14 protein-coding genes are annotated in these 20,105 nt (G+C 42.3%); 8 read left to right on the forward strand and 6 right to left on the reverse strand.

Annotated elements, in window-relative coordinates; genetic code table 11:
• The first annotated feature begins 4 nt into the window (after positions 1 to 4).
• The 5 genes from DCK90_RS00885 (at position 5) to DCK90_RS00905 (ending at position 6,725) form a co-directional block, all read left to right on the forward strand.
• Positions 5 to 598, forward strand: a complete 594-nt coding sequence (locus DCK90_RS00885) for a gluconate 2-dehydrogenase subunit 3 family protein (protein ID WP_108244289.1) — start codon at positions 5 to 7, stop codon at positions 596 to 598.
• Between the two features lies 1 nt (position 599).
• Positions 600 to 1,967, forward strand: a complete 1,368-nt coding sequence (locus DCK90_RS00890; protein WP_108244290.1) for a Gfo/Idh/MocA family protein — start codon at positions 600 to 602, stop codon at positions 1,965 to 1,967.
• Positions 1,968 to 2,010: 43 nt separating this feature from the next.
• A complete protein-coding gene (locus DCK90_RS00895; protein WP_234414546.1) occupies positions 2,011 to 3,501 on the forward strand; it encodes a DUF1593 domain-containing protein in 1,491 nt (496 codons plus the stop codon).
• Between the two features lie 135 nt (positions 3,502 to 3,636).
• Positions 3,637 to 5,949 carry a glycoside hydrolase family 3 protein gene (locus DCK90_RS00900; protein ID WP_108244292.1) on the forward strand — a complete coding sequence of 771 codons (2,313 nt, stop codon included), beginning with the start codon at positions 3,637 to 3,639 and terminating at the stop codon, positions 5,947 to 5,949.
• A 179-nt stretch (positions 5,950 to 6,128) separates the two neighbouring features.
• Positions 6,129 to 6,725 (forward strand): Crp/Fnr family transcriptional regulator, encoded by a 597-nt coding sequence (locus DCK90_RS00905; protein WP_108244293.1) that lies wholly within the window; start codon positions 6,129 to 6,131, stop codon positions 6,723 to 6,725.
• Positions 6,726 to 6,849: 124 nt separating this feature from the next.
• Here the strand turns inward: DCK90_RS00905 and DCK90_RS00910 are convergent, their stop codons facing one another.
• From DCK90_RS00910 to cobA, 6 genes are all read right to left on the reverse strand, one after another.
• On the reverse strand, positions 6,850 to 8,280 hold the full coding sequence (locus DCK90_RS00910) for a rubredoxin (RefSeq protein WP_108244294.1): 1,431 nt from the start codon (positions 8,278 to 8,280) through the stop codon (positions 6,850 to 6,852).
• Between the two features lie 4 nt (positions 8,281 to 8,284).
• Positions 8,285 to 11,818 (reverse strand): nitrate reductase, encoded by a 3,534-nt coding sequence (locus DCK90_RS00915; RefSeq protein WP_108244295.1) that lies wholly within the window; start codon positions 11,816 to 11,818, stop codon positions 8,285 to 8,287.
• Between the two features lie 134 nt (positions 11,819 to 11,952).
• Positions 11,953 to 12,639 (reverse strand): response regulator transcription factor, encoded by a 687-nt coding sequence (locus tag DCK90_RS00920; protein WP_108244296.1) that lies wholly within the window; start codon positions 12,637 to 12,639, stop codon positions 11,953 to 11,955.
• Between the two features lie 97 nt (positions 12,640 to 12,736).
• Positions 12,737 to 14,032 carry an alginate export family protein gene (locus tag DCK90_RS00925; protein ID WP_108244297.1) on the reverse strand — a complete coding sequence of 432 codons (1,296 nt, stop codon included), beginning with the start codon at positions 14,030 to 14,032 and terminating at the stop codon, positions 12,737 to 12,739.
• Between the two features lie 42 nt (positions 14,033 to 14,074).
• Positions 14,075 to 15,475, reverse strand: a complete 1,401-nt coding sequence (locus DCK90_RS00930; RefSeq protein ID WP_108244298.1) for an MFS transporter — start codon at positions 15,473 to 15,475, stop codon at positions 14,075 to 14,077.
• A gap of 206 nt (positions 15,476 to 15,681) precedes the next feature.
• On the reverse strand, positions 15,682 to 16,458 hold the full coding sequence (cobA, locus tag DCK90_RS00935) for a uroporphyrinogen-III C-methyltransferase (RefSeq protein WP_108244299.1): 777 nt from the start codon (positions 16,456 to 16,458) through the stop codon (positions 15,682 to 15,684).
• Between the two features lie 122 nt (positions 16,459 to 16,580).
• Between cobA and nirB the strand changes: the two genes are divergently transcribed.
• The 3 genes from nirB to DCK90_RS00950 are packed head-to-tail and all read left to right on the forward strand — an operon-like array spanning position 16,581 to position 20,102.
• A complete protein-coding gene (gene nirB, locus DCK90_RS00940; protein ID WP_108244300.1) occupies positions 16,581 to 19,100 on the forward strand; it encodes a nitrite reductase large subunit NirB in 2,520 nt (839 codons plus the stop codon).
• A 12-nt stretch (positions 19,101 to 19,112) separates the two neighbouring features.
• The gene (gene nirD / locus DCK90_RS00945; protein WP_108244301.1) at positions 19,113 to 19,490 is read left to right on the forward strand and encodes a nitrite reductase small subunit NirD; all 378 of its coding nucleotides are present in this window, start codon (positions 19,113 to 19,115) and stop codon (positions 19,488 to 19,490) included.
• 21 nt (positions 19,491 to 19,511) lie between these two features.
• Positions 19,512 to 20,102: a DUF4202 domain-containing protein gene (locus tag DCK90_RS00950; RefSeq protein ID WP_108244442.1), complete on the forward strand. Its 591-nt coding sequence runs from the start codon at positions 19,512 to 19,514 to the stop codon at positions 20,100 to 20,102.
• Positions 20,103 to 20,105 lie beyond the last annotated feature (3 nt).

Raw genomic sequence — 20,105 nt, forward strand, 5'->3', positions numbered from 1 at the left:
CCTCATGGACCGTAGAAAAGCTTTAAAATTTACAGGAAGTATGGCCGCATTGGCCGTTTCAGGCCCGTCCTTGCTATCATTGTTACAATCATGTAAAAATGAGGCCCGAATGGATTGGCAACCCATATTTTTGACTATAGATGAAGCAGCATTCGTCTCCAAAATCGTGGATATGATATTGCCCCGGACAGATACTCCGGGAGCACTCGATGTAAAAACCGATATTTTTATTGATAAGGTCTACGCCAACCTTTACGATGCTGACGCTCAGGAGCATGTTAGAAATGAAATAGAAAAATTCAATCAAGATTGCATTTCTGATTTTGGCGACAGCTTTGTAAACCTATCCGAATCGGACCAAATCAAGGTTTTACAAAAAGCGGAAGAGAATTCAGGACAATTTGGAAGCGGCGTGTGGGGAACCACCGTGGGCAAACCTGAACCTGTAGGTTTTTATCGTTCCTTAAAATCAACGGCGCTCTGGGGCTATTTCACTTCGCAAGAAATCGGTGAAAATGTTTTGAGTTATGATCCCATACCAGGAGGATATAATGGTTGTATTCCCTTAAGTGAGGTAGGCAACAAATGGAGTCTTTAATATGGACTCCAAACCCTTTTATATCAACCGAAGAAAGTTTTTAGCAAGTTCCACGGCAGCTCTGGCACTCTCAACATTTGGTGCCTATGGTCTGGATTTGATCCATTCCCCAAAAAAATGGAGAGTTGGGCTTATTGGTTGTGGCTGGTACGGTAAAAGTGACCTCTTCAAACTCATCCAAGTTACCAATGTAGAAGTGGTATCACTTTGTGATGTGGATAAAAAACATCTCGAGGAAGCTGCCCAATTGGTCGCCCAACGTCAGGCATCGAAAAAAAGACCACGCCTATATCATGATTACCGTAAAATGCTCGCTGAAAAGGACTTGGATATCGTTCTGATAGGTTCTCCAGACCATTGGCATGCATTACAGGCCATAGAAGCTATGGAAGCTGGTGCGCACCTTTATCTGCAAAAACCCATCAGTTTAGATGTTTTGGAAGGCGAAGCCATTTTGAGCACTGCTCGGAAACTTGGGAAAAAAGTACAAGTAGGTACGCAACGTAGAAGTACACCACATTTGATAGAGGGCAAGAAAAATATCATCGATGCCGGACTATTGGGAAAAATATCCCATGTAGAAATGTGTTGTTACTATCACATGCGGTGGAACGCCAACCCTCCCGTACAAGAGGTTCCAGATTATTTTGATTATGATTTTTGGTCGGGACCTGCCCCACTCCGCCCCTACATTGGGTTGCCCCACCGAAGTTGGCGCGCCTTTATGGAATATGGCAATGGCATCGTTGGCGATATGTGTGTTCACATGTTGGATGCAGTACGTTGGATGCTTGACCTTGGTTGGCCCAAAAAGGTAAGCTCCACCGGGGGAATCTATGTTCAAAAGGATTCCATCGCCAATATTTCTGACACCCAAACAGCCATTTTTGAATTTGATGAACTAAACTGTGTATGGCAGCATCGTAGCTGGGGAAATCCGACGGACCCAGATTATCCATGGGCATTTTTCATTTATGGTGAAAAAGGTACGTTTAAAGGAAGTGTTCATCAGTATGAATTTATTCCTAACGGAGATGGAAAAACCATAAAAAAGGAAGTAGTCTACGAACGTGAAAAGTATCCCGAAGATTTAAAAGAAAAGGATATAGAGTTGCATACCGCACCTGCTACCCGAGGACACATGTTGGACCTATTGGACTCCATAGAAAATGATAGGCTTCCGGTTGCCGATGTGCTGCAAGGACATATTTCAACGGCTAGTTGCATCTTGGCCAACCTGTCCATGAAATTGGAACGACCCTTGGCCTACAATCCTCAAGAAAAGATGATAATCAATGATGCCGAAGCATCGAATTTATTGAAGAATACGTATAGAGGGCCATGGAAGCATCCTTACGAATCCATTTAAAAAACTTAAAAAGTTGTGTCAAACGATGTCACTTGAACATATTATGAAAAATATCAGCCTCCTACTCTTCTGTATTTGTTTATGCACCATATGCCAGGCCCAACAAAACAATAAACGGACCATTGTGACCACAGATGGTGAAATCGACGATGTGGATACCTTTATCCGCTTTTTGATGTACACCAACGAATTCGATACCGAAGGACTGATCTACTCCAGTTCCATGTGGCACTGGAAGGGAGATGGCAAAGGCACCACCATGGTGTCGGAAATGGAAATGACCCGAAACATGTATGGGGAGCGAAGCGAATTAAGGTGGCCCGGTACCACTTGGATGGAAGAATTATTGAGCGAATATGCCAAAGTTCACCCCAATCTATTGCTGCATGATAAAAATTATCCTTCAGCAGAAGAGCTCTTGTCATTAGTGAAGGTGGGCAACATCGATTTTGAAGGAGAAATGGAAGAGCGGACCGAAGGTTCTGAATGGATTGCCCAAAAATTGATGGACGATGACCCACGCGAAATATTTCTTCAAGCCTGGGGAGGAACCAATACCATTGCCCGTGCCCTAAAATCTATTGAGGAAGATTATTCAAACCATAAGAATTGGGAAGAAATCAAAGAAAAGGTATCCAAAAAGGCCATTATTTATACCATAATGGACCAAGATGCCACCTACAAAAAGTATATCGGCCCCAATTGGCCCAAAATCCGTGTATTCTATAATGCGAATCAATTTTGGTGCTTTGCCTACCCTTGGAAAAGAGTGGTTCCAAAAAGCCAGCAGCCTTTTCTAGAAGGTAGTTTTATGGGGCCAAATATCATAAATGGCCATGGCCCGCTTTTCAAAAAATACTATTCCTACGGGGATGGACAGAAACAAGAGGGCGACCCCAACCATTTTGAAGGTGATATCTCAAAAATTGTAGATACAGAGAGGGGCAGTTTTTCAAAATATGATTTTATCTCTGAAGGAGACTCCCCAGCATTCCTGCATTTGGTAGATGTAGGTTTGGACAATTACGAAGACCCGTCCAGAGGTGGTTGGAGCGGTCGTTTTGTGCAATCAAAAGAAAATCCATACAGATACGAAGACGGGGATGCTGCTTCCGACCTAAATCCAGAAACAGGAAAAATGGACAAAAGCTATCCCCAAACCCGATGGATCAGACCCATGCAATTGGATTTTGCTGCACGTGCCGACTGGTGCATTAAACCCTTTTCAGAAGCAAATCACCCACCAAAAATTAACGTAGCGGAGGGGAATACGATAACCTCAACAGCTGGAGAAACACTTACGCTGAACATTTCCAGCGAGGATGTAGATGGCCATCCAGTTTATTTTAAAGCTTGGCCCTACTCGGAGGCGGGAGACGGCGCCGTACAAATTGAATTGAACCAGGACAAAGCTCAAATACAAGTTCCGAAAACGGCTAAAACCGGTGAAAAATATCATGTGATCATAGAAGGTACGGATACTGGTTTTCCTGCTTTGACAAGATACCAGCGTGTAATCATTGAAATTAATTAACTTTCAAATAAACCTTGAATACATAGAAAATCAGGCTATTGGCTGTTCCAAGAATTGAACTTGTTTCTTTTTGTTATAAATCTACTTTCTTAACTTTCAATATTCTGATTGAGCACATAAAAACTAAATAACAATATGCATACTTTAAAACAAAACCTCAAACTGGGCAGCTTGTTCCTAGCAACAATTTTTGTGGGCTGTAGTCCCAAGTTTACAGAAGAAACCAAAGAAGGTTTCAACCTTGTAAAAAATGAAAATGGGGCAACCCTCGGATATAGTCAAGATTCTGGTGTCTCAATCTTGACCGTTGACCAGATGGCATTTAAAGACCTGAACAAAAATGGCACGCTTGATCCTTATGAAGACTGGAGGCTCTCGGCAGATGAAAGAGCCAAAGACCTTGCTTCCAAAATGAGTGTGGAGCAAATAGCTGGATTAATGTTATACAGCGCACACCAATCCATCCCCGGGGGAGGGAATAGCTTTTTTGGAGCTGTAACATACAATGGAAAGCCCTATAAAGAAAGTGGTGCTAAACCTAGTGACCTTTCTGATGCACAGAAGAAATTTTTGCTCGAAGATAATTTACGTCATGTATTGATTACCAGCGTTGAATCACCGGGAGTATCTGCACAATGGAACAATAATGCACAAGCGATGGTTGAAGGTATCGGGTTGGGTATTCCCATAAACACAAGCTCAGACCCAAGACATGGCAGTGATTCCTATGCAGAATTCAATGCGGGTGCGGGCGGAAAAATTTCCATGTGGCCCAGTACATTGGGACTGGCAGCTAGTTTTGATCCATCTTTAATGCAACAGTTCGGGGAAATCGCTTCTCAAGAATATCGAGCATTGGGCATAGCAACCGCACTTTCCCCTCAAATTGACCTTGCGACCGAGCCTCGTTGGTCTCGTTTTGATGGCACTATGGGAGAAGACCCAAAGCTAGCGGCCGATATGGCCCGTGCCTATGTGGAAGGCTTTCAAGCATCGGAAAATGGCGATTGGGGCATGCAAAGTGTCAATGCCATGGTAAAACACTGGCCAGGTGGCGGACCTGAAGAAGGTGGTCGTGACGGACATTTTGGTTATGGGTCCTATGCCGTTTATCCCGGAAAAAATCTGGAAGATCATTTAAAGCCCTTTACGGAAGGTGCATTTGCCTTAAAAGGGCCAACCAAAATGGCAACTGCCGTAATGCCCTATTATACCATTTCTTATAATCAGGATAGCAAAAACGGGGAAAACGTTGGGAATGCCTACAACAAATATTTGATTACAGACCTTCTGCGTGGAAAGTATGGTTATGATGGTGTCGTCTGTACCGATTGGGGTATCACAGGCGATGCGCCCAATGTATATGAGTTTAGGGGCAAGCCATGGGGTGTAGAAAATTTGAGTGTTGCTGAAAGACATTATAAAATTATCGAAGCCGGTTGTGACCAATTTGGGGGTAACAACGATATGGGCCCAGTTATAGAAGCCTATCAGATGGGGGTTGAGGAACATGGAGAAGAATACATGCGAAAGCGTTTTGAAACTTCTGCTGTCCGCCTGCTGAAAAACATATTTAGAACCGGACTTTTTGAAAACCCTTACTTGGATGTGACACAAACGGAAAACATCGTTGGCAATTCAGAGTTTATGGCGGCAGGTTACAATGCACAGCTCAAATCTATAGTGATGCTTAAAAACAATGAAAAAACACTTCCTGTGGAGAACAAGAAAAAAGTCTATGTGCCCCAGCGTTATGTAGCCCCCACAGTAAATTGGTTCGGGGTAGCTACCAAAGAGCGCACTGAACATCCTTTCAATATGGAAGTTGTTGCCAAGTATTTTGAGGTAGTGGACAACCCTGATGAAGCTGATTTTGCCCTTGTTGGTATTGAAAACCCAAATGGGGGGGTAGGTTACGATGTCGCTGACACCGAAAATGGTGGCAATGGTTACGTTCCCATAAGCTTACAATATGGCACTTACACCGCAACCAATGCAAGAGAGCAGAGCATAGCGGCTGGAAGTCCGCTGGAAGAAGGTGTGGACAACCGCTCCTACAATGGTAAAACGACCACATCCATAAACATTTCCGATATGAGTTTGGTGACCGATACAAAAAGAAAGATGGGAGACAAACCTGTTGTAGTCATAGTGAGAGTCGCCAAACCCCTGGTCTTTGCGGAAATTGAATCGTCTGCTGACGCTATATTGGTACACATGGGCGTTCAGGACCAAGCCCTAATGGACATAGTTTCGGGCAAAGTAGAACCTTCTGCTTTGCTACCATTTCAAATGCCCAAAAATATGTTGACCGTTGAGCAACAGTTTGAAGATGTTCCACGGGATATGGACCTGTATACCGACACTAACGGCAACTCCTACGATTTTGCTTTCGGGCTGGATTGGAGTGGAGTAATTGATGATGAAAGAACCCAAGCATATAAATAGATAGTCGAGCAATATACTTTAAGGTCCCCAAATAATTGGGGACCTTTTTTTAATCAAAATTTTACATCAAAAACGTTTTATCGTTTATCTGTGATTTTAACCCCAACAAAAAAATAATTAAAGTACAATACATTAGTTTTGCGCCACCTAAAATCACTGAAAACCAAACCATTTTTTGAATGCTCACCAAAGAAAATCCCAAGAAAAACCTTTACATCCTTTCCTTTCTCAATTCCATTTACCCTTTGAGCCCAGAGTTAAAGAATTACCTTACTCAGAAAATCAACAGTCGTTCCTTTGAAAAAAATGAGTTCATCAATAAGGCCGGTGAAATCTGTGATTGTCTATATCTGATCAAAAAAGGAATGGTTCGTGGTTATTTTGTAAGTGATTCGTCGGAAATTACCACTTGGATTGATTCTGAAAATGAAGTGTTTACATCTATAACTGGCTTCTTTAGAAATCAAAGAAGCGAGGAGTACATACAGAGCCTTGAAAATACGTATTGCGATTACCTGAAATATGAGGATTACAAATATTGCCTAAACCATTTCCCAGAAATGAGGCACATCAATCGTATTTTGCTCGAAGAATATTACATATTGGCAGAGCAAAGAGTATACCTGGCCAGAATTCCAAATGCACGCAAAAGGCTTGAATTTTTTATGGCGAACATGAAACCCCAAATTATGGACAGGATTCCGAGAAAACACCTTGCTTCCTATCTAGCCATAAGACCGGAAACCTTATCCAGACTTATGAAGGACAAAAGTTGAATTGATACTTTTTTGAGCAATGTATTTTTTCAAATTATCCAACTCTGGCTTTTATTACAAAAATCCATTCCTTCCCAGAAATTTATTTCCTTCAGAAAACCAAAGCAAAACACCGATTGACCGCTTACATTTCCACAGGTTCAAAAACCATCTTTTCTGAACCACACACAGAGCAGGTGTACTCCTCAGGTACATCCGTAAATTTTGTATTGGGCTCGATACCAAATTTTGAATCACCCACTTCATAATCATATACCGTCAAGCATTTTTGGCATTGATAGACCTGTTTGGGTTCACGCTCCTTTGTATCTTTCTTTTTTATTATTGTATTCTTCTCTTGCCCGAGTTGCTGGAAGTACGCTTTGCTCAGCTCAATCAAAAGATTGGGCAATTCCTTTTTATCCACATCTTGAGCATAAATCAAATACTGCCTCGTGTTGGGGTCAAAATCTTTAAAATAACACACATTATAGGTAGGTTTTACTTCAAAATCCAATCCTATTTGAGTGGTTGGATTCTTCTCAATGACTATGGATGAAAAATGGGATTGTTTACCTACATCTTTACTAATACCAAAGGTGAGTCCGTAAGTGCTGATATCGTTCTGATCAAAATTATTGACTAAATATTGTTTTAGTTCCAAAGCTTCTTGATCATCCACGGGCAAATGCCAGTTCATTTCCAATTGGGAATGCCGTACATTGATTCCCTTTTGACCAAGGAACCTTTCCAACTCAGGCCGACTTTCCTTGGAAATCCCCTTTACAATAAATGATTTCCAAGGTGTGATACATATTTTCCCTATACTATTGTCCAAGCAAAATCCACAGAATTCCTTTAAAAACTGTAGATCATAACGATTATTACGCCAATAAAGCCCCAACCAATATTGATCTATGCCCATACGGTTCATCCCTTCGTAGTATGGAAAAGTAACAAATGGTATTTGTAGTTCTTTCTTTATGGTCTTGTTGTTATTTGCCTGCAATTTTTGATTCAATAGGGTAAACAGCTGATCTACATTGTCCATGGCATGGTACACTTCTTCTACAGCCCTACAGACCGAAACAATATCCCAACTATAAATCAGCACTGGATAATAGGCACTCTTTTTCCAATGGGGCAATAGTATGTTTAAATACCAGTAATCTTCGTCTTCGGATGCCACAAAATTGAGGTTTCCGCTAAAAATGGGCACCAAGCGTTGTTTTGGATCGGTAATATTAATCTTCAATCTTGGTACAAAATCAAACTGCTCCAAGAGGTACAGGTAAGTGGAACCTTTGAGCCAATGGGTTCCATCAAAAATATCTGCCGATACATAAGAACAAACAATGTTTTGATACGACCTGTCAGCAACAATATCAGTTTTATATTTTGATGTTTTTTCCAACTGTCCCTTATGCTTATTGTCAAGGGGAAAAAGCAGGTCCTGCCTTGATCCAAAGTAAACTTCCGACAACCCTGCCGCTTCGAGCATGGCTACACTGTCCTTGAGCTCGCCCGGAGAGGTAATGCCACCACTTATCAATATCCTGTGCAAATCGTCGTTCATGATCTTAAACCAGTGTTGTTTTCAATTCTCCGTTCAATATGGCTTGCACCTCGGGCTTACAACTTCCACAGCCCAATCCTGCCCCGGTTTGAGAACATAGTTGCGAAAAATCAGTACATCCGCCCGCTATGGCATCCTTAATGTTCCCATCCCCCACTTGACTGCAAGAACAGACCAAACTTCCTTTAAGCGGCTCCATTGTCGATGTACCCCGTAGCAATTCCTCTCTTTTTTCTGAGAGTTCTATTTCTTCTTCTATGAGTCGCTTGAACTCTGCGAACTCATTCTTGTCGCCCATCAAAATGGCTCCTTTCAAGGTGTCATCTTTCACAATGCACTTTTTGTAGAACCGCTTGCTCACATCCATTAACAATATCTCTTCATAGGAAGAATCGTCCTTTGGAGCATTGACCATTCCAATGCTGCATAGGTCAAGGTTTTCAAACTTTAAAATGTTCATCAATACGGAACCTCCATAAATGCTCCCTAAATCCCCTAGAATGTAATTTGCTGCTACATCGGCCTGTTGTTCCGCGGCCGAGGTAATGCCGTAGAGTGCATTTTCGAACTCGGCAATCTCTCCCAATGCAAAGATGGACGGATCGCTCGTTTTGAGATAAGGATCCACCAAAACGCCTCTTCGGGTCTCCAACCCGGCACTTGTTGCCAAAGATATGTTGGGTCTGGTTCCGATAGCATAAACAATGGCATTACACCGGAGGGTCCGGCCTGTCTTTAGATTGACCATCAAAGTATATTGAGATTCCTCTTCCTCAAAAATGGTGCTTACCTCATTGTCAAAAAATAATTGAATTCCCCTTTCGGAAACATCTTCGGCCAATAATTTACTGGAAACGGGGTCCAACTGGCGTTCCATTAACCTGGGGGCACGTTGTATTATGCTGATATTGATATTTATTTTTTTAAGTGCCGCTGCGAGTTCTAGACCGAGCAAACCTCCTCCCACAATGACCACGTGCTGTTCACTTGCTGGGAGTTCCGTTTTGGACAAATAGTCTTTGAGTCGGTCCGCATCGCCCCTTTCCCGCATCGTAAATCTTCCTGGCAGGTCCATCCGTACCTCATTTGGCACAAAAGCGCGACTCCCCGTTGCCAATATCAAAAGGTCGTAATTGTGTGTGCTTCCCAAATCATCGGTTACCTTTTTTTCTTTGGCATCGATGTCTTTGACACCATTGTTAGGGTACAACGTGACCTTGAGCTTTTCCAGTTCTCCTTGCTTCAATTTTTGAAGGGCTTCCCAAGACAGTTCTTCGTTCACATATTCCGGTAACAAGACACGGTTGTAAAAAGGGTGCTCCTCTTTGGAAAACACATGGATTTCATCCGTCCTGTTCTTTTCCCGGTAGGTTTGGATAAAACGGTAAGCTGCCGCCCCAGCTCCAACAACAACTATTTTTTGCAGGGGCTTCTTGTATTTTTCAACCTGAACGGCACAGTATTTAAAATCGGGTTCTTTGGATACGGGGTCTACAATATCATTGGTAAGGTTGTTGGCCCGACTAAAATCATTGTTCAGGATTTTGCCCCAGTGCATAGGAAGAAAAACTACCCTTTCGCGAATATCATAATTGATTTTTACCTTGACCCTAACATTGCCCCGCCTGCTCTTTACCACTGCAATATCGCCCTCTTTAAGATTGCGCACATAGGCATCTACCTTGTTCATTTCGAGGAAAGGAGATGGGATATGGGTCAATAATCGTTTTACTTTTCCCGTTTTTGTGCGAGTATGCCATTGATCCCTGACCCTTCCGGTATTGAGCACCAATGGAAAGTCCGTTGTTGTGACTTCTGATTTGTTGTACAGGTTTCTGGGTGCATTGAAATGTACTTTCCCATTTGCAGTGAAATATTTTTGATCTTGAAAAAGCCTCGGTGTTCCCGTATGTTCGGGCGAAGTTACAGGCCATTGAAAGCTTCCTTCTTTTTTAAGACGTTCGTGGGATAGTCCAGAAATGTCAATATTGGTTCCCTTGGTCATCAAGCAATATTCATCATAAACTTCCGAGACATTGTTGTAGTCAAAACCGCCATACCCCATTTCTTGGGCAAACCTCCACAAGATTTCTGCATCCGGCAAGGCCTCACCGGGAGCAGCAATGACCTTGGGCAGATAACTTATCCGACGCTCGGAATTGGTCATGGTGCCTTCTTTTTCCAACCAACCTGCTGCCGGCAACAACAAATCCGCATATTTCGTGGTCTCCGAATTATGGGAAATATCTTGAACAATCACAAAATTGGCCTTTTCGAGAGCTTTTTCTACTTTTTTGGCATTGGGCAAACTCACAATGGGATTGGTGCAGATAATCCATATGGCCTTCATTTTTCCAGACTCCAGCGCATCGAACATTTCCGTTGCCGTGAGACCGGGCTCGCCATTGATTTCCTTGCCACCCCAAAATTGCCGGACTTCTTCCCTGTGCCTAGGGTTGCCCAAGTCGCGATGGGCCGCCAACAAACTGGCCATACCCCCTACTTCACGCCCCCCCATGGCATTGGGCTGGCCCGTTAACGAAAAGGGCCCGGAACCTGGCTTGCCAATCTGTCCCGTCAATAAAGAAAGGTTTAATAGCGAAACATTTTTATCCACCCCAATAACGCTTTGGTTCAATCCCATGGTCCACATGCTAATGAATCCTTTGGCATCTGAAATCATCTTAGCGGCCTTACGAATTTCCTCGATAGTTATCCCACATTTTTCTGCAGCCTTCCGAATGGAAAGTTCAAAAGCCATTTGCTTACATGCTTCAAAATTAGAGGTGTGTTTTTGTATGAATGATTTGTCAATCTTCTTTTTTTCTATCAACCATCTGGCCATGGCATTGAAAAGAATCACATCGGTGCCCGGCAAAATTTGTAAGTGTAGGTCAGCCAAGGCACACGTCTGTGTCTTACGGGGGTCCACTACAATCAATTTAACCTTGGGGTTTTGCTCCTTATGCTTTTCAATTCTTCGAAATAGAATGGGGTGACACCAGGCAGGATTGGCGCCGGCGATCAAAAAACAATCTGCCAGTTCTATATCGGCATAAGCAATGGGAACAGCGTCATTGCCCACGGTTTTCTTGTAGCCCACCACCGCAGAACTCATGCAAAGCCTGGAGTTCGTGTCGATATTATTGGTTCCCAAAAAGCCCTTGGTCAGCTTATTGGCCAAATAATATTCCTCGGTAAGGCATTGTCCCGACACATACAGCCCAACACTGTCCGGGCCATATTTTTCCATGATACTTCCAAAAACGGCAGCTGCCCTTTTAAAGGCAATATCCCAAGTAACCCGTTGCATGGGATGATTTCTACTCCATCGCATTTCTGGATAAAGTATTCTATCCTTGGTATCTTGGGCCACGTAATTCAAAGTTTTTCCCTTGGTACAGAGCATTCCCTTGTTCACGGGGTAATCCTCATCCCCTTTAACGGACAATATGCCCTTGGCATCTTTGGAAACCTCGATGCCGCACCCCACTCCGCAATACGAGCAAATAGTTTTATGTGTGTCTTTTTTCTGCATTCTGGCAACACCGTATTTTTTCGATGTTGAAAATTAAAAATTTACGTATAAATACGTAGTGATAATTTAATAAAAGTGATGCCCTAAATCGAGAGAATGATAAAAATTGTGGCAAAAGGTTGAAAAAATGAAACCTAGACTAAATTGTATTTGTTTGCCTTTTTGGAAAGATCTATCAAATTTTTCACTTCCATCTTCTTCATCAGGTTGAAACGATGTGTCTCGATGGTACGTTTACTATTCTGTAGTTTCTCTGAAATCTCTTTGTTGGTATACCCGGCCAAGACCAATTCCAATACTTGAAGCTCTTTGTTGGTCAACTCAAAAGGAGTGTTTTTATTGGCTTTGGACAATGATTGATTTGTCTTTTTATCAGAGCTGAACAAGTTGTTCACCAATACATTGGAAATATCTCCACTAAAATATTTACCCCCTTCTTGAACCATGTGGATTGCCTTTACAAACTCCGCCTTGCCCGTATCCTTTAAGAGGTAACCGTTGGCGCCTGCCTGTACGGATTTAAGAATATACTCCTCGGAATCGTGCATGGAAAGAATGATGCACTTGGTATTAGATTTGCCTTTGGCATTAAGACGCTCTACAGTCTCAATACCTCCCAATTCCGGCATTCGGATATCTATGATTAAAATGTCCGGTGACTTTTCATCTACCATTTTAAGGGCATCCAAACCATTGGACACTTCCCCAATCACATCCAAATCTGGTTCTTCTTCCAACAAAGCACGTATGCCATCCCTGACCAAGGAATGGTCGTCGGCCAAAACAATGGTAATAATCGCTTTTTGTTCCGAATTTTGCATTGCACAAAAATAATCGAATTATTGAAATACGTAGAACATAAAAAAGGCCACCCCATTCAACAAATGGAACAGCCTTGACTACAACCAACTCTACTTGTTAATTTTCTTTGTTCGTTGAGAACAACTTTGGTTTGATGACCAACATGGCCCACGCCCAATTTTGGGCACTGGCGGCATCTGTCTCAGCCACGCCCTTAAGTTCATACATGCCATCTGCAGGAAACAATTGGGAATATCCCACTTTTAGTGCGTAACCATTGAATTTTTGGGTGAACACCAAATCGACTTCGGTTCCCAAAGAGTTTTCTCCACCGGGCAGGTCCTGCGCTCCCTTAAAATTTAAAACCTTGGCCAAGAGGCTAGATTTTTCTCCTAATTTTATATTGGTACTGATATGGACATCAAACAATCCAATGGAATTGGCATGATTTCCCACATAGAAATAATCCATAAAACCATTGAATTTATGATTTGTTCCATATAAAGGAAAAAAAGCACTTGTCTCGCCTTCAGCCTGTCCGTCATTCCCACTTATGATTTCAAATCCAGCCCCTAGGCCAAAAGTGTTCGATGCCTTATAACTGGCATCAAACCCCAACAAATATGCCCTCTTTACATCCAACTCCCCTTGTCTTTCCCCTGTTTGAAGAAACGCATTTGCGGCCAACCCGAAATCTCCCTTTTTATACGCAAAGTGCACACCCAATGTCTGCAAATTACTTACACCATTTGCAATATCATTCCCATCAAAATTTTGAAAGCCATTATTGAGCATCAACAGACTTATTGCAAAACTTTCCCATTTTTGTTTTAGGTAGAGCATCTGCATGGTCTTATAACTAAAAAAGCCCAGGGTATTATAGGTATTTCCTATAGATTGAAAACCACTTGGATTATCAAAGTCCTGATTAAAGGCAAAGGCAGCATCGATAACCAAATTATCTTTAGAATATTGTATCAGGGCCGCATCATGGTTTCTGGCCTGTTGGGTCCAGTCCACTTCGCCCAATATCCTCTGGTCATCATAGGAAAGTACTTGTCTACCCAATTTTGCGGACCAGCCGGAACCGAGATCAAGTTGGGCCCAAGCTTCGAAAACAGCAAATGAATTGTTTTCATCCTCAAGCTGTAATTGACGGTTTTCACCCCATACAAAAACATCCTGAAGACTCAAGTAGAACCTATACTTTTCGGTTTGGTAATCCGTATTCAAGCGAACACGCGTAGCGGTCGCAAAACCAGGGTCGGAAGCATCTGAAATTAAATTTCCAAAGCCATTTCTATACTCTGTTCTTGGTCTAAACTGCCCGTCCACAATAAATTGGGCAAAGGAAAAATGTATTCCCATAAGGCATAGGTACACCAATAGCCTTTTCTTATTGAAAAACTTCATATTGTTTACTGTTTGGTTGAATTATAAGGAAAACCCAGGGTTCTAACTTTCCACGGTCGACATGGCCATTTTACCTTCCATTTCTTGAAGTACGGCTTCTTCATCCACGGTAGAGAATTTAATGGCAAATGCACTGATGGCCGCTACGACCACAAAAATTCCAATAATAAAATATCCGTTGGATACGGCACTTGAAGCAGCTGCAGCTTGTGCCGCTTTTACCGCTTCTTCACCTAACCCCTCATTAGCCTTTATAGCCATGCTTTCAGCTATTGCCGATTTAGATTTTAATAAAAGTGCGGCCAAAAATGCACCAACATTCCCCCCTGCCCCAACGATTCCCGAGATGGAACCAATAGCTTTTTTGTTGATAAAGGGAACAACAGAAAATGTTGCACCCTCGGCCATTTGAACAGTTAGACTAAAAGCCACCAAAAAGATGATTCCCACTGCAAGACTTGTGGTCAATGAGAACACGGAGAGCATAACGCCTTCGGCCATCAAAATAAAAGTCAGGAACAAAACCCTTCCACGAAGCCCTTTTAACTTTCCGAAACGATCACCGAAAAAGCCGCCCAAGGTACGAGCAAAAATATTCATCAGGGCAAAGGACAAAACAATGTTCCCTGCCATAATCCTCTCCAAGCCAAAGGTGTTTTGTAGATAATCGTCCATGGTACCATAAACGGTAAGCTCCATACCAAAACAAGCAGCATACACCAAGAACAATATCCAAACGCGGTAGTCTTTCAAGGTGCTCACAAAAGATACTTTATCCTTCTTCAAAACCGGCATGTTTCCTGTTTTCCGCAATTCTGCAAAATTGCCCTCCGGGGTATCCTGGGTAAAGAAGTAGTAAACAAGCCCCATTAAAAAACAAACTATTCCTGCAATAACCATGGAGTAACGCCATGCAATTTCATCGGCAACACCAAAACTTACCACGGCAGCAGCAATCAAAGGCATTCCCAATCTGTTGGCACCACCCCCAAGATTTCCCCATCCCGCCGATGTGGCATTTGCAGTACCCACAATGTTGGGAGCGAACATAATGGAAGTATGGAATTGGGTAATAACAAAGGAAGCCCCTATGAATCCGATAAGAAATCTACATAACAAGAACTGTAAGGGTGTTTGGACCAAACCTATCAAGATTACGGGAATAGACCCAATAATCAATAACCAAGTGTAGCACAATCTCGGCCCAAACCTATCGCACAACTTACCAATAAGCAATCGGGCAAAAACAGTACCCGTAACGGCTAAAATTATAGAATTCCATTTTTGCGATGGAGTCAATCCCAAATCCTTAACAACATCAGGCATAAAAGGAACAATTCCAAACCATGCAAAAAAGCAAATGAAGAAAGCAATGGCAGAAATCCAAAACGTTCTAATGGGTATACTTTTAAGATTCAATAGATTTAATCGTGTGGCTTTCATAATACTTAGATTAATTGATTAGACAATCAAATCTAAGTATTTATACGTATTTATTGAATTTTACACCTGTTTTCTACGTATTTTTATGAAATATCCTGAAGATACCTTGTCATATTATGACATCATAAAAATGAGCCTTGTGCTACTGATAATTTGAAAATAGGCATTGAACACAACAGGAAGCTATACTATAATAAGGTATGGGTTTAGAGCTCCATTCCTACAACTCTTTGGATAGCATCTTCAAAAAATGATGGATGGTCGGCCACCACATCACCCACAATAATTATTCCGGGGCATGACAAATCCATTTTGCTCGATATATAAATGGCGTCATTTAATGTTCCTGTAATACAATTCTCGTTTGGCAAGGTTCCATTTTGAACAACGGCAAGTGGTGTGTAGCTTTTTCTATACTTTCCTATTTCCGTGGCTATTTCCACCAACTTACGGACCCCCATCAAAATGACCAGTGTTGCGGAAGATTGCGCAGCTAATTGAAAATCCTTGGAGGGCTCACCTTCTTTTGTAGTCGCGGTCACTACCCAAAAACTGTTGCTCACCCCTCTTTTGGTTATGGATATTCCTTGACTTGCCGGTACCGATATAGCACTGGACACACCCGGTACCACCTCCACTGGAATTCCAAAAGATTCCACATATTCGACTTCTTCCATTCCTCTACCAAATACAAACGGGTCACCTCCTTTTAGTCGGACCACATGACCATACCTACATGCATTATCTACGATAAGGGCATTGATCTCATCTTGACCAAAGCTATGTTTTCCACACCGTTTGCCTACGTATATTTTCGGAATATGCCTTGGAGCTTCGGTTAGTAAATTTGTATCCGTCAATGCGTCATACAAAACAGCATCAGCCTGCTTCAAAGCCTCTAAACCTCTAACAGTAATGAGGTCTGATGAGCCAGGACCTGCACCGACCAAAGTTACTCTTGCCTCTTGCCTATATTGCTTCATTATAATTATTTGTTTTGATTTTTACGAATTCCACAACAAGAATACGTATTTATTTTTAAAAAATAACTAAATATATACGTAATAATACTTAGTTTTGATTTGTATTTTAAAATCATATGTATATGAAAACTGTAATTGTAGTGGGCAACGGAATGGTGGGATATAAGTTTTGTGAAAAATTTGTAGCTAAATCCTCCAGCGATGAATATAAGCTTATTGTGTTCGGTGAAGAACCCAGACCTGCATATGATAGGGTTCACCTCAGTGCATATTTTGAAAATCAAAATGCAAATGCTTTGGAACTTGCACCTGCCTCTTGGTACAAAGAAAATAACATTGAACTTATTACAGGACAGCGGGTGTCAGATATTAAAAAAGAGAATAAGGAGATCCATACCGCTTCGGGCAAATCCTATACCTATGATTATTTGGTCTTGGCTACAGGTTCCGTTCCTTTTGTGCCTCCTATTTCCGGGGTTGAAAAAGAAGGTGTCTTTGTCTACAGAACCATAGAAGATTTAGAGGAAATGATGGCCTATGCTTCACAAATCAAAGCCATTAAACCCAACGGAAAAGCAGCTATTTTAGGAGGAGGGCTCTTAGGACTGGAAGCGGGAAAGGCTGTTTTGGATATGGGCCTAGAACCGCACGTAGTGGAATTTGCCCCAAAACTGATGCCCCGACAATTGGATAGCCGAAGTAGTAATGTTCTCCAGTTAAAATTGGAGGATATGGGAATACAGGTACATTTGAGCAAGGCAACCAATAAAATATTGGGCGACAAGGCAATAGAAGGAATGGAGTTTGGGGAAGATGACCGACTGGATGTGGATATGCTCATCATTTCGGCAGGAATACGCCCTCGGGATGAGCTTGGTAAAACCTGCGGACTGGAAATGGGAACAAGAGGTGGAATCATCGTTGACAATAGAATGCGAACATCCACTAAAGATATATTCGCCATTGGCGAGGTGGCCTTGTACAACCAAATGATATATGGCCTTGTTGCACCCGGTTATGAAATGGCCGATGTTGCTGTCAACCAGATATTGGGTAATCAAGGGGTCATTATGCCAGAGCATATAGATATGTCAACAAAACTTAAATTAATGGGTGTGGACGTAGCCAGTTTTGGTGTTCCATACATGCCTACAGAAAAAGGATTGTCCATCATTTTTGAAAACAAGACAAAATACCTCTACAAGAGAATCAATGTAAGCCATGACGGAAAAACGCTCTTGGGAGGGATTCTCGTTGGGGATGCTGCAGACTATAATATTCTGCACCAGATGTACCTGAATGGTATCGCTTTGCCCGATAATGCCGAAGAATTGATCGTAGGGGCACGCGGCGAAGGAGGCTCTGCTTTTGGTAGTGCCATGGATTTGCCCGATACCGCCCAAATCTGTTCCTGTGAAAGCGTTTCCAAAGGAAACATCTGTTCCTCTCTTTTGGATGGCAAGTCTAATTCTCTAAAAGATGTTATAAATTGTACCAAAGCCACAACGGGTTGTGGCGGATGTAAGCCCATGGTGGTGGAGCTGGTCAATGAGACGCTAAAATCCATGGGGAAAGAGGTGAAAGATGTCATTTGCGAACATTTCGAATATACGCGACAAGAACTCTACGGCATCATCAAGGTAAAAGGTATCACAAGTTATGATGAGGCTCTTGACAAATGCGGACATGGTGATGGTTGCGAAGTATGCAAACCGGCATTAGCCTCCATTTTTGCCACCATCTATAACCATACCGCCAACAAAGAAGACGTAATACAAGACTCCAATGACCGCTTTTTGGCCAATATCCAACGAAATGGTTCCTACTCGGTAGTGCCACGAATACCCGGGGGTGAAATAACTCCCGACAAACTGATCGTTCTTGGAGATGTGGCCAAACAATACGGTTTGTACACCAAAATTACGGGAGGCCAGCGCATTGATTTATTTGGAGCTGAACTGAACGATCTTCCCGCCATCTGGAAAAAACTTATTGATGCTGGTTTTGAGAGTGGCCATGCTTATGGTAAATCCTTACGTACCGTAAAAAGTTGTGTAGGCTCCACATGGTGTCGATACGGTATGGACGAGAGCGTAAGCTTTGCCATTGCCCTCGAAGAACGTTATAAAGGAATTCGGTCTCCTCACAAACTAAAAGGAGGAGTATCTGGATGTATTCGTGAATGTGCCGAGGCCCGCGGAAAAGATTTTGGGGTAATCGCCGTAGAAGGCGGTTGGAACCTCTATCTATGTGGAAACGGTGGTGCCACACCTAAGCACGCACAATTATTGGCGGAGCAAATAGATAATGAAACTGTCATCAAATACCTGGACCGCTTTTTAATGTATTATATCCGGACTGCTGCCCCACTAATGCGCACTGCCGCTTGGCTGGAAAAACTGGAAGGGGGCATGGCACAACTTAAAAAAATTGTCATCGAAGACAGTTTGAACATTGCCGAGGAACTCGAAACTGACATGCAGGGCCTTGTGGACAAGTATGAATGTGAATGGAAGCAAGCTGTGGAAAATGAAGAAATCGGTAAGCGCTTCAAGCATTTTGTCAATACGGATGACAGGGACGATAATTTGGTCTTTGTTCCCATGAGAGAACAGAAAATGCCAGAACCATGGACCAACTAAATTATAAACACTATGGAAACATTATTTCAACAATACAGCCCGGTTGCCTTGGACAAGGTAGCGGTTTGGTTCAAAGCTTGCCAAGAACATGACATACCTGAAAACGGGGGCGCATGTGTAAAATATAAGAACAAACAGATTGCGCTATATCATTTTAAACGAAAACAAAAATGGTATGCCTGTCAAAACCTATGCCCCCATAAAATGGAAATGGTATTATCGCGGGGCATGTTAGGGGATTCCGAAGGTATTGCCAAAGTGGCCTGCCCCATGCACAAAAAAACATTCTCTTTGGAAACTGGGGAAAACCTAAACGGAGACCTGCCCTCGATTTCCACTTTTCCCGTAAAAGTGGAAAATGGCTTTGTGTATATTGGTTTTTCTGAATAGTTTTAAGAAAAACCAATGAATATGGGCAAGTCCGAAAAACTTCTGGAAGCATTCAACCTGTTTGATGGGGCCAATGCACAAGACCCCAACAAGGAAAGCTCTGAAGGAAAATTATATCCAAAAGAGCTATTGTACGCACAGCGTATGACCGATATACTTAATGAATTTGAACCGGATGCTTCGGAAGCATTGCAATTAACGGCACGTTGCCAGCACATTTGCAGGTGGGAAATACCTAGGGAATCCTATGAAATGAATCGGGTGGGTTACCTGAAATGGAGGCAAGAACTCAAAAAGTTCCATGCGGAAAAAGCAAGCAATATATTACGGAAAGTAGGTTACGATGAAGATACTATTGATAGGGTATCGTTTCTATTGCTCAAAAAACAATTGAAAAAAGATGAGGAGACCCAAACATTGGAAGATGTTATTTGCTTGGTCTTTTTAAAGTACTATTACGAGCCGTTCCTCATAAAGCACGATGACGATAAAATTATCTCCATTTTGCAAAAAACTTGGAAAAAAATGTCACAGAAAGGCCATAAAGCCGCCTTAACCTTGGCCTTTTCGGAAAGAGGAATGGAACTGGTCTCCAAGGCCCTATCCAATTAATGC

Origin of the sequence: Muricauda brasiliensis (genome assembly GCF_003057865.1) — a bacterium.
Taxonomy (GTDB): Bacteria; Bacteroidota; Bacteroidia; order Flavobacteriales; family Flavobacteriaceae; genus Flagellimonas; species Flagellimonas chongwuensis.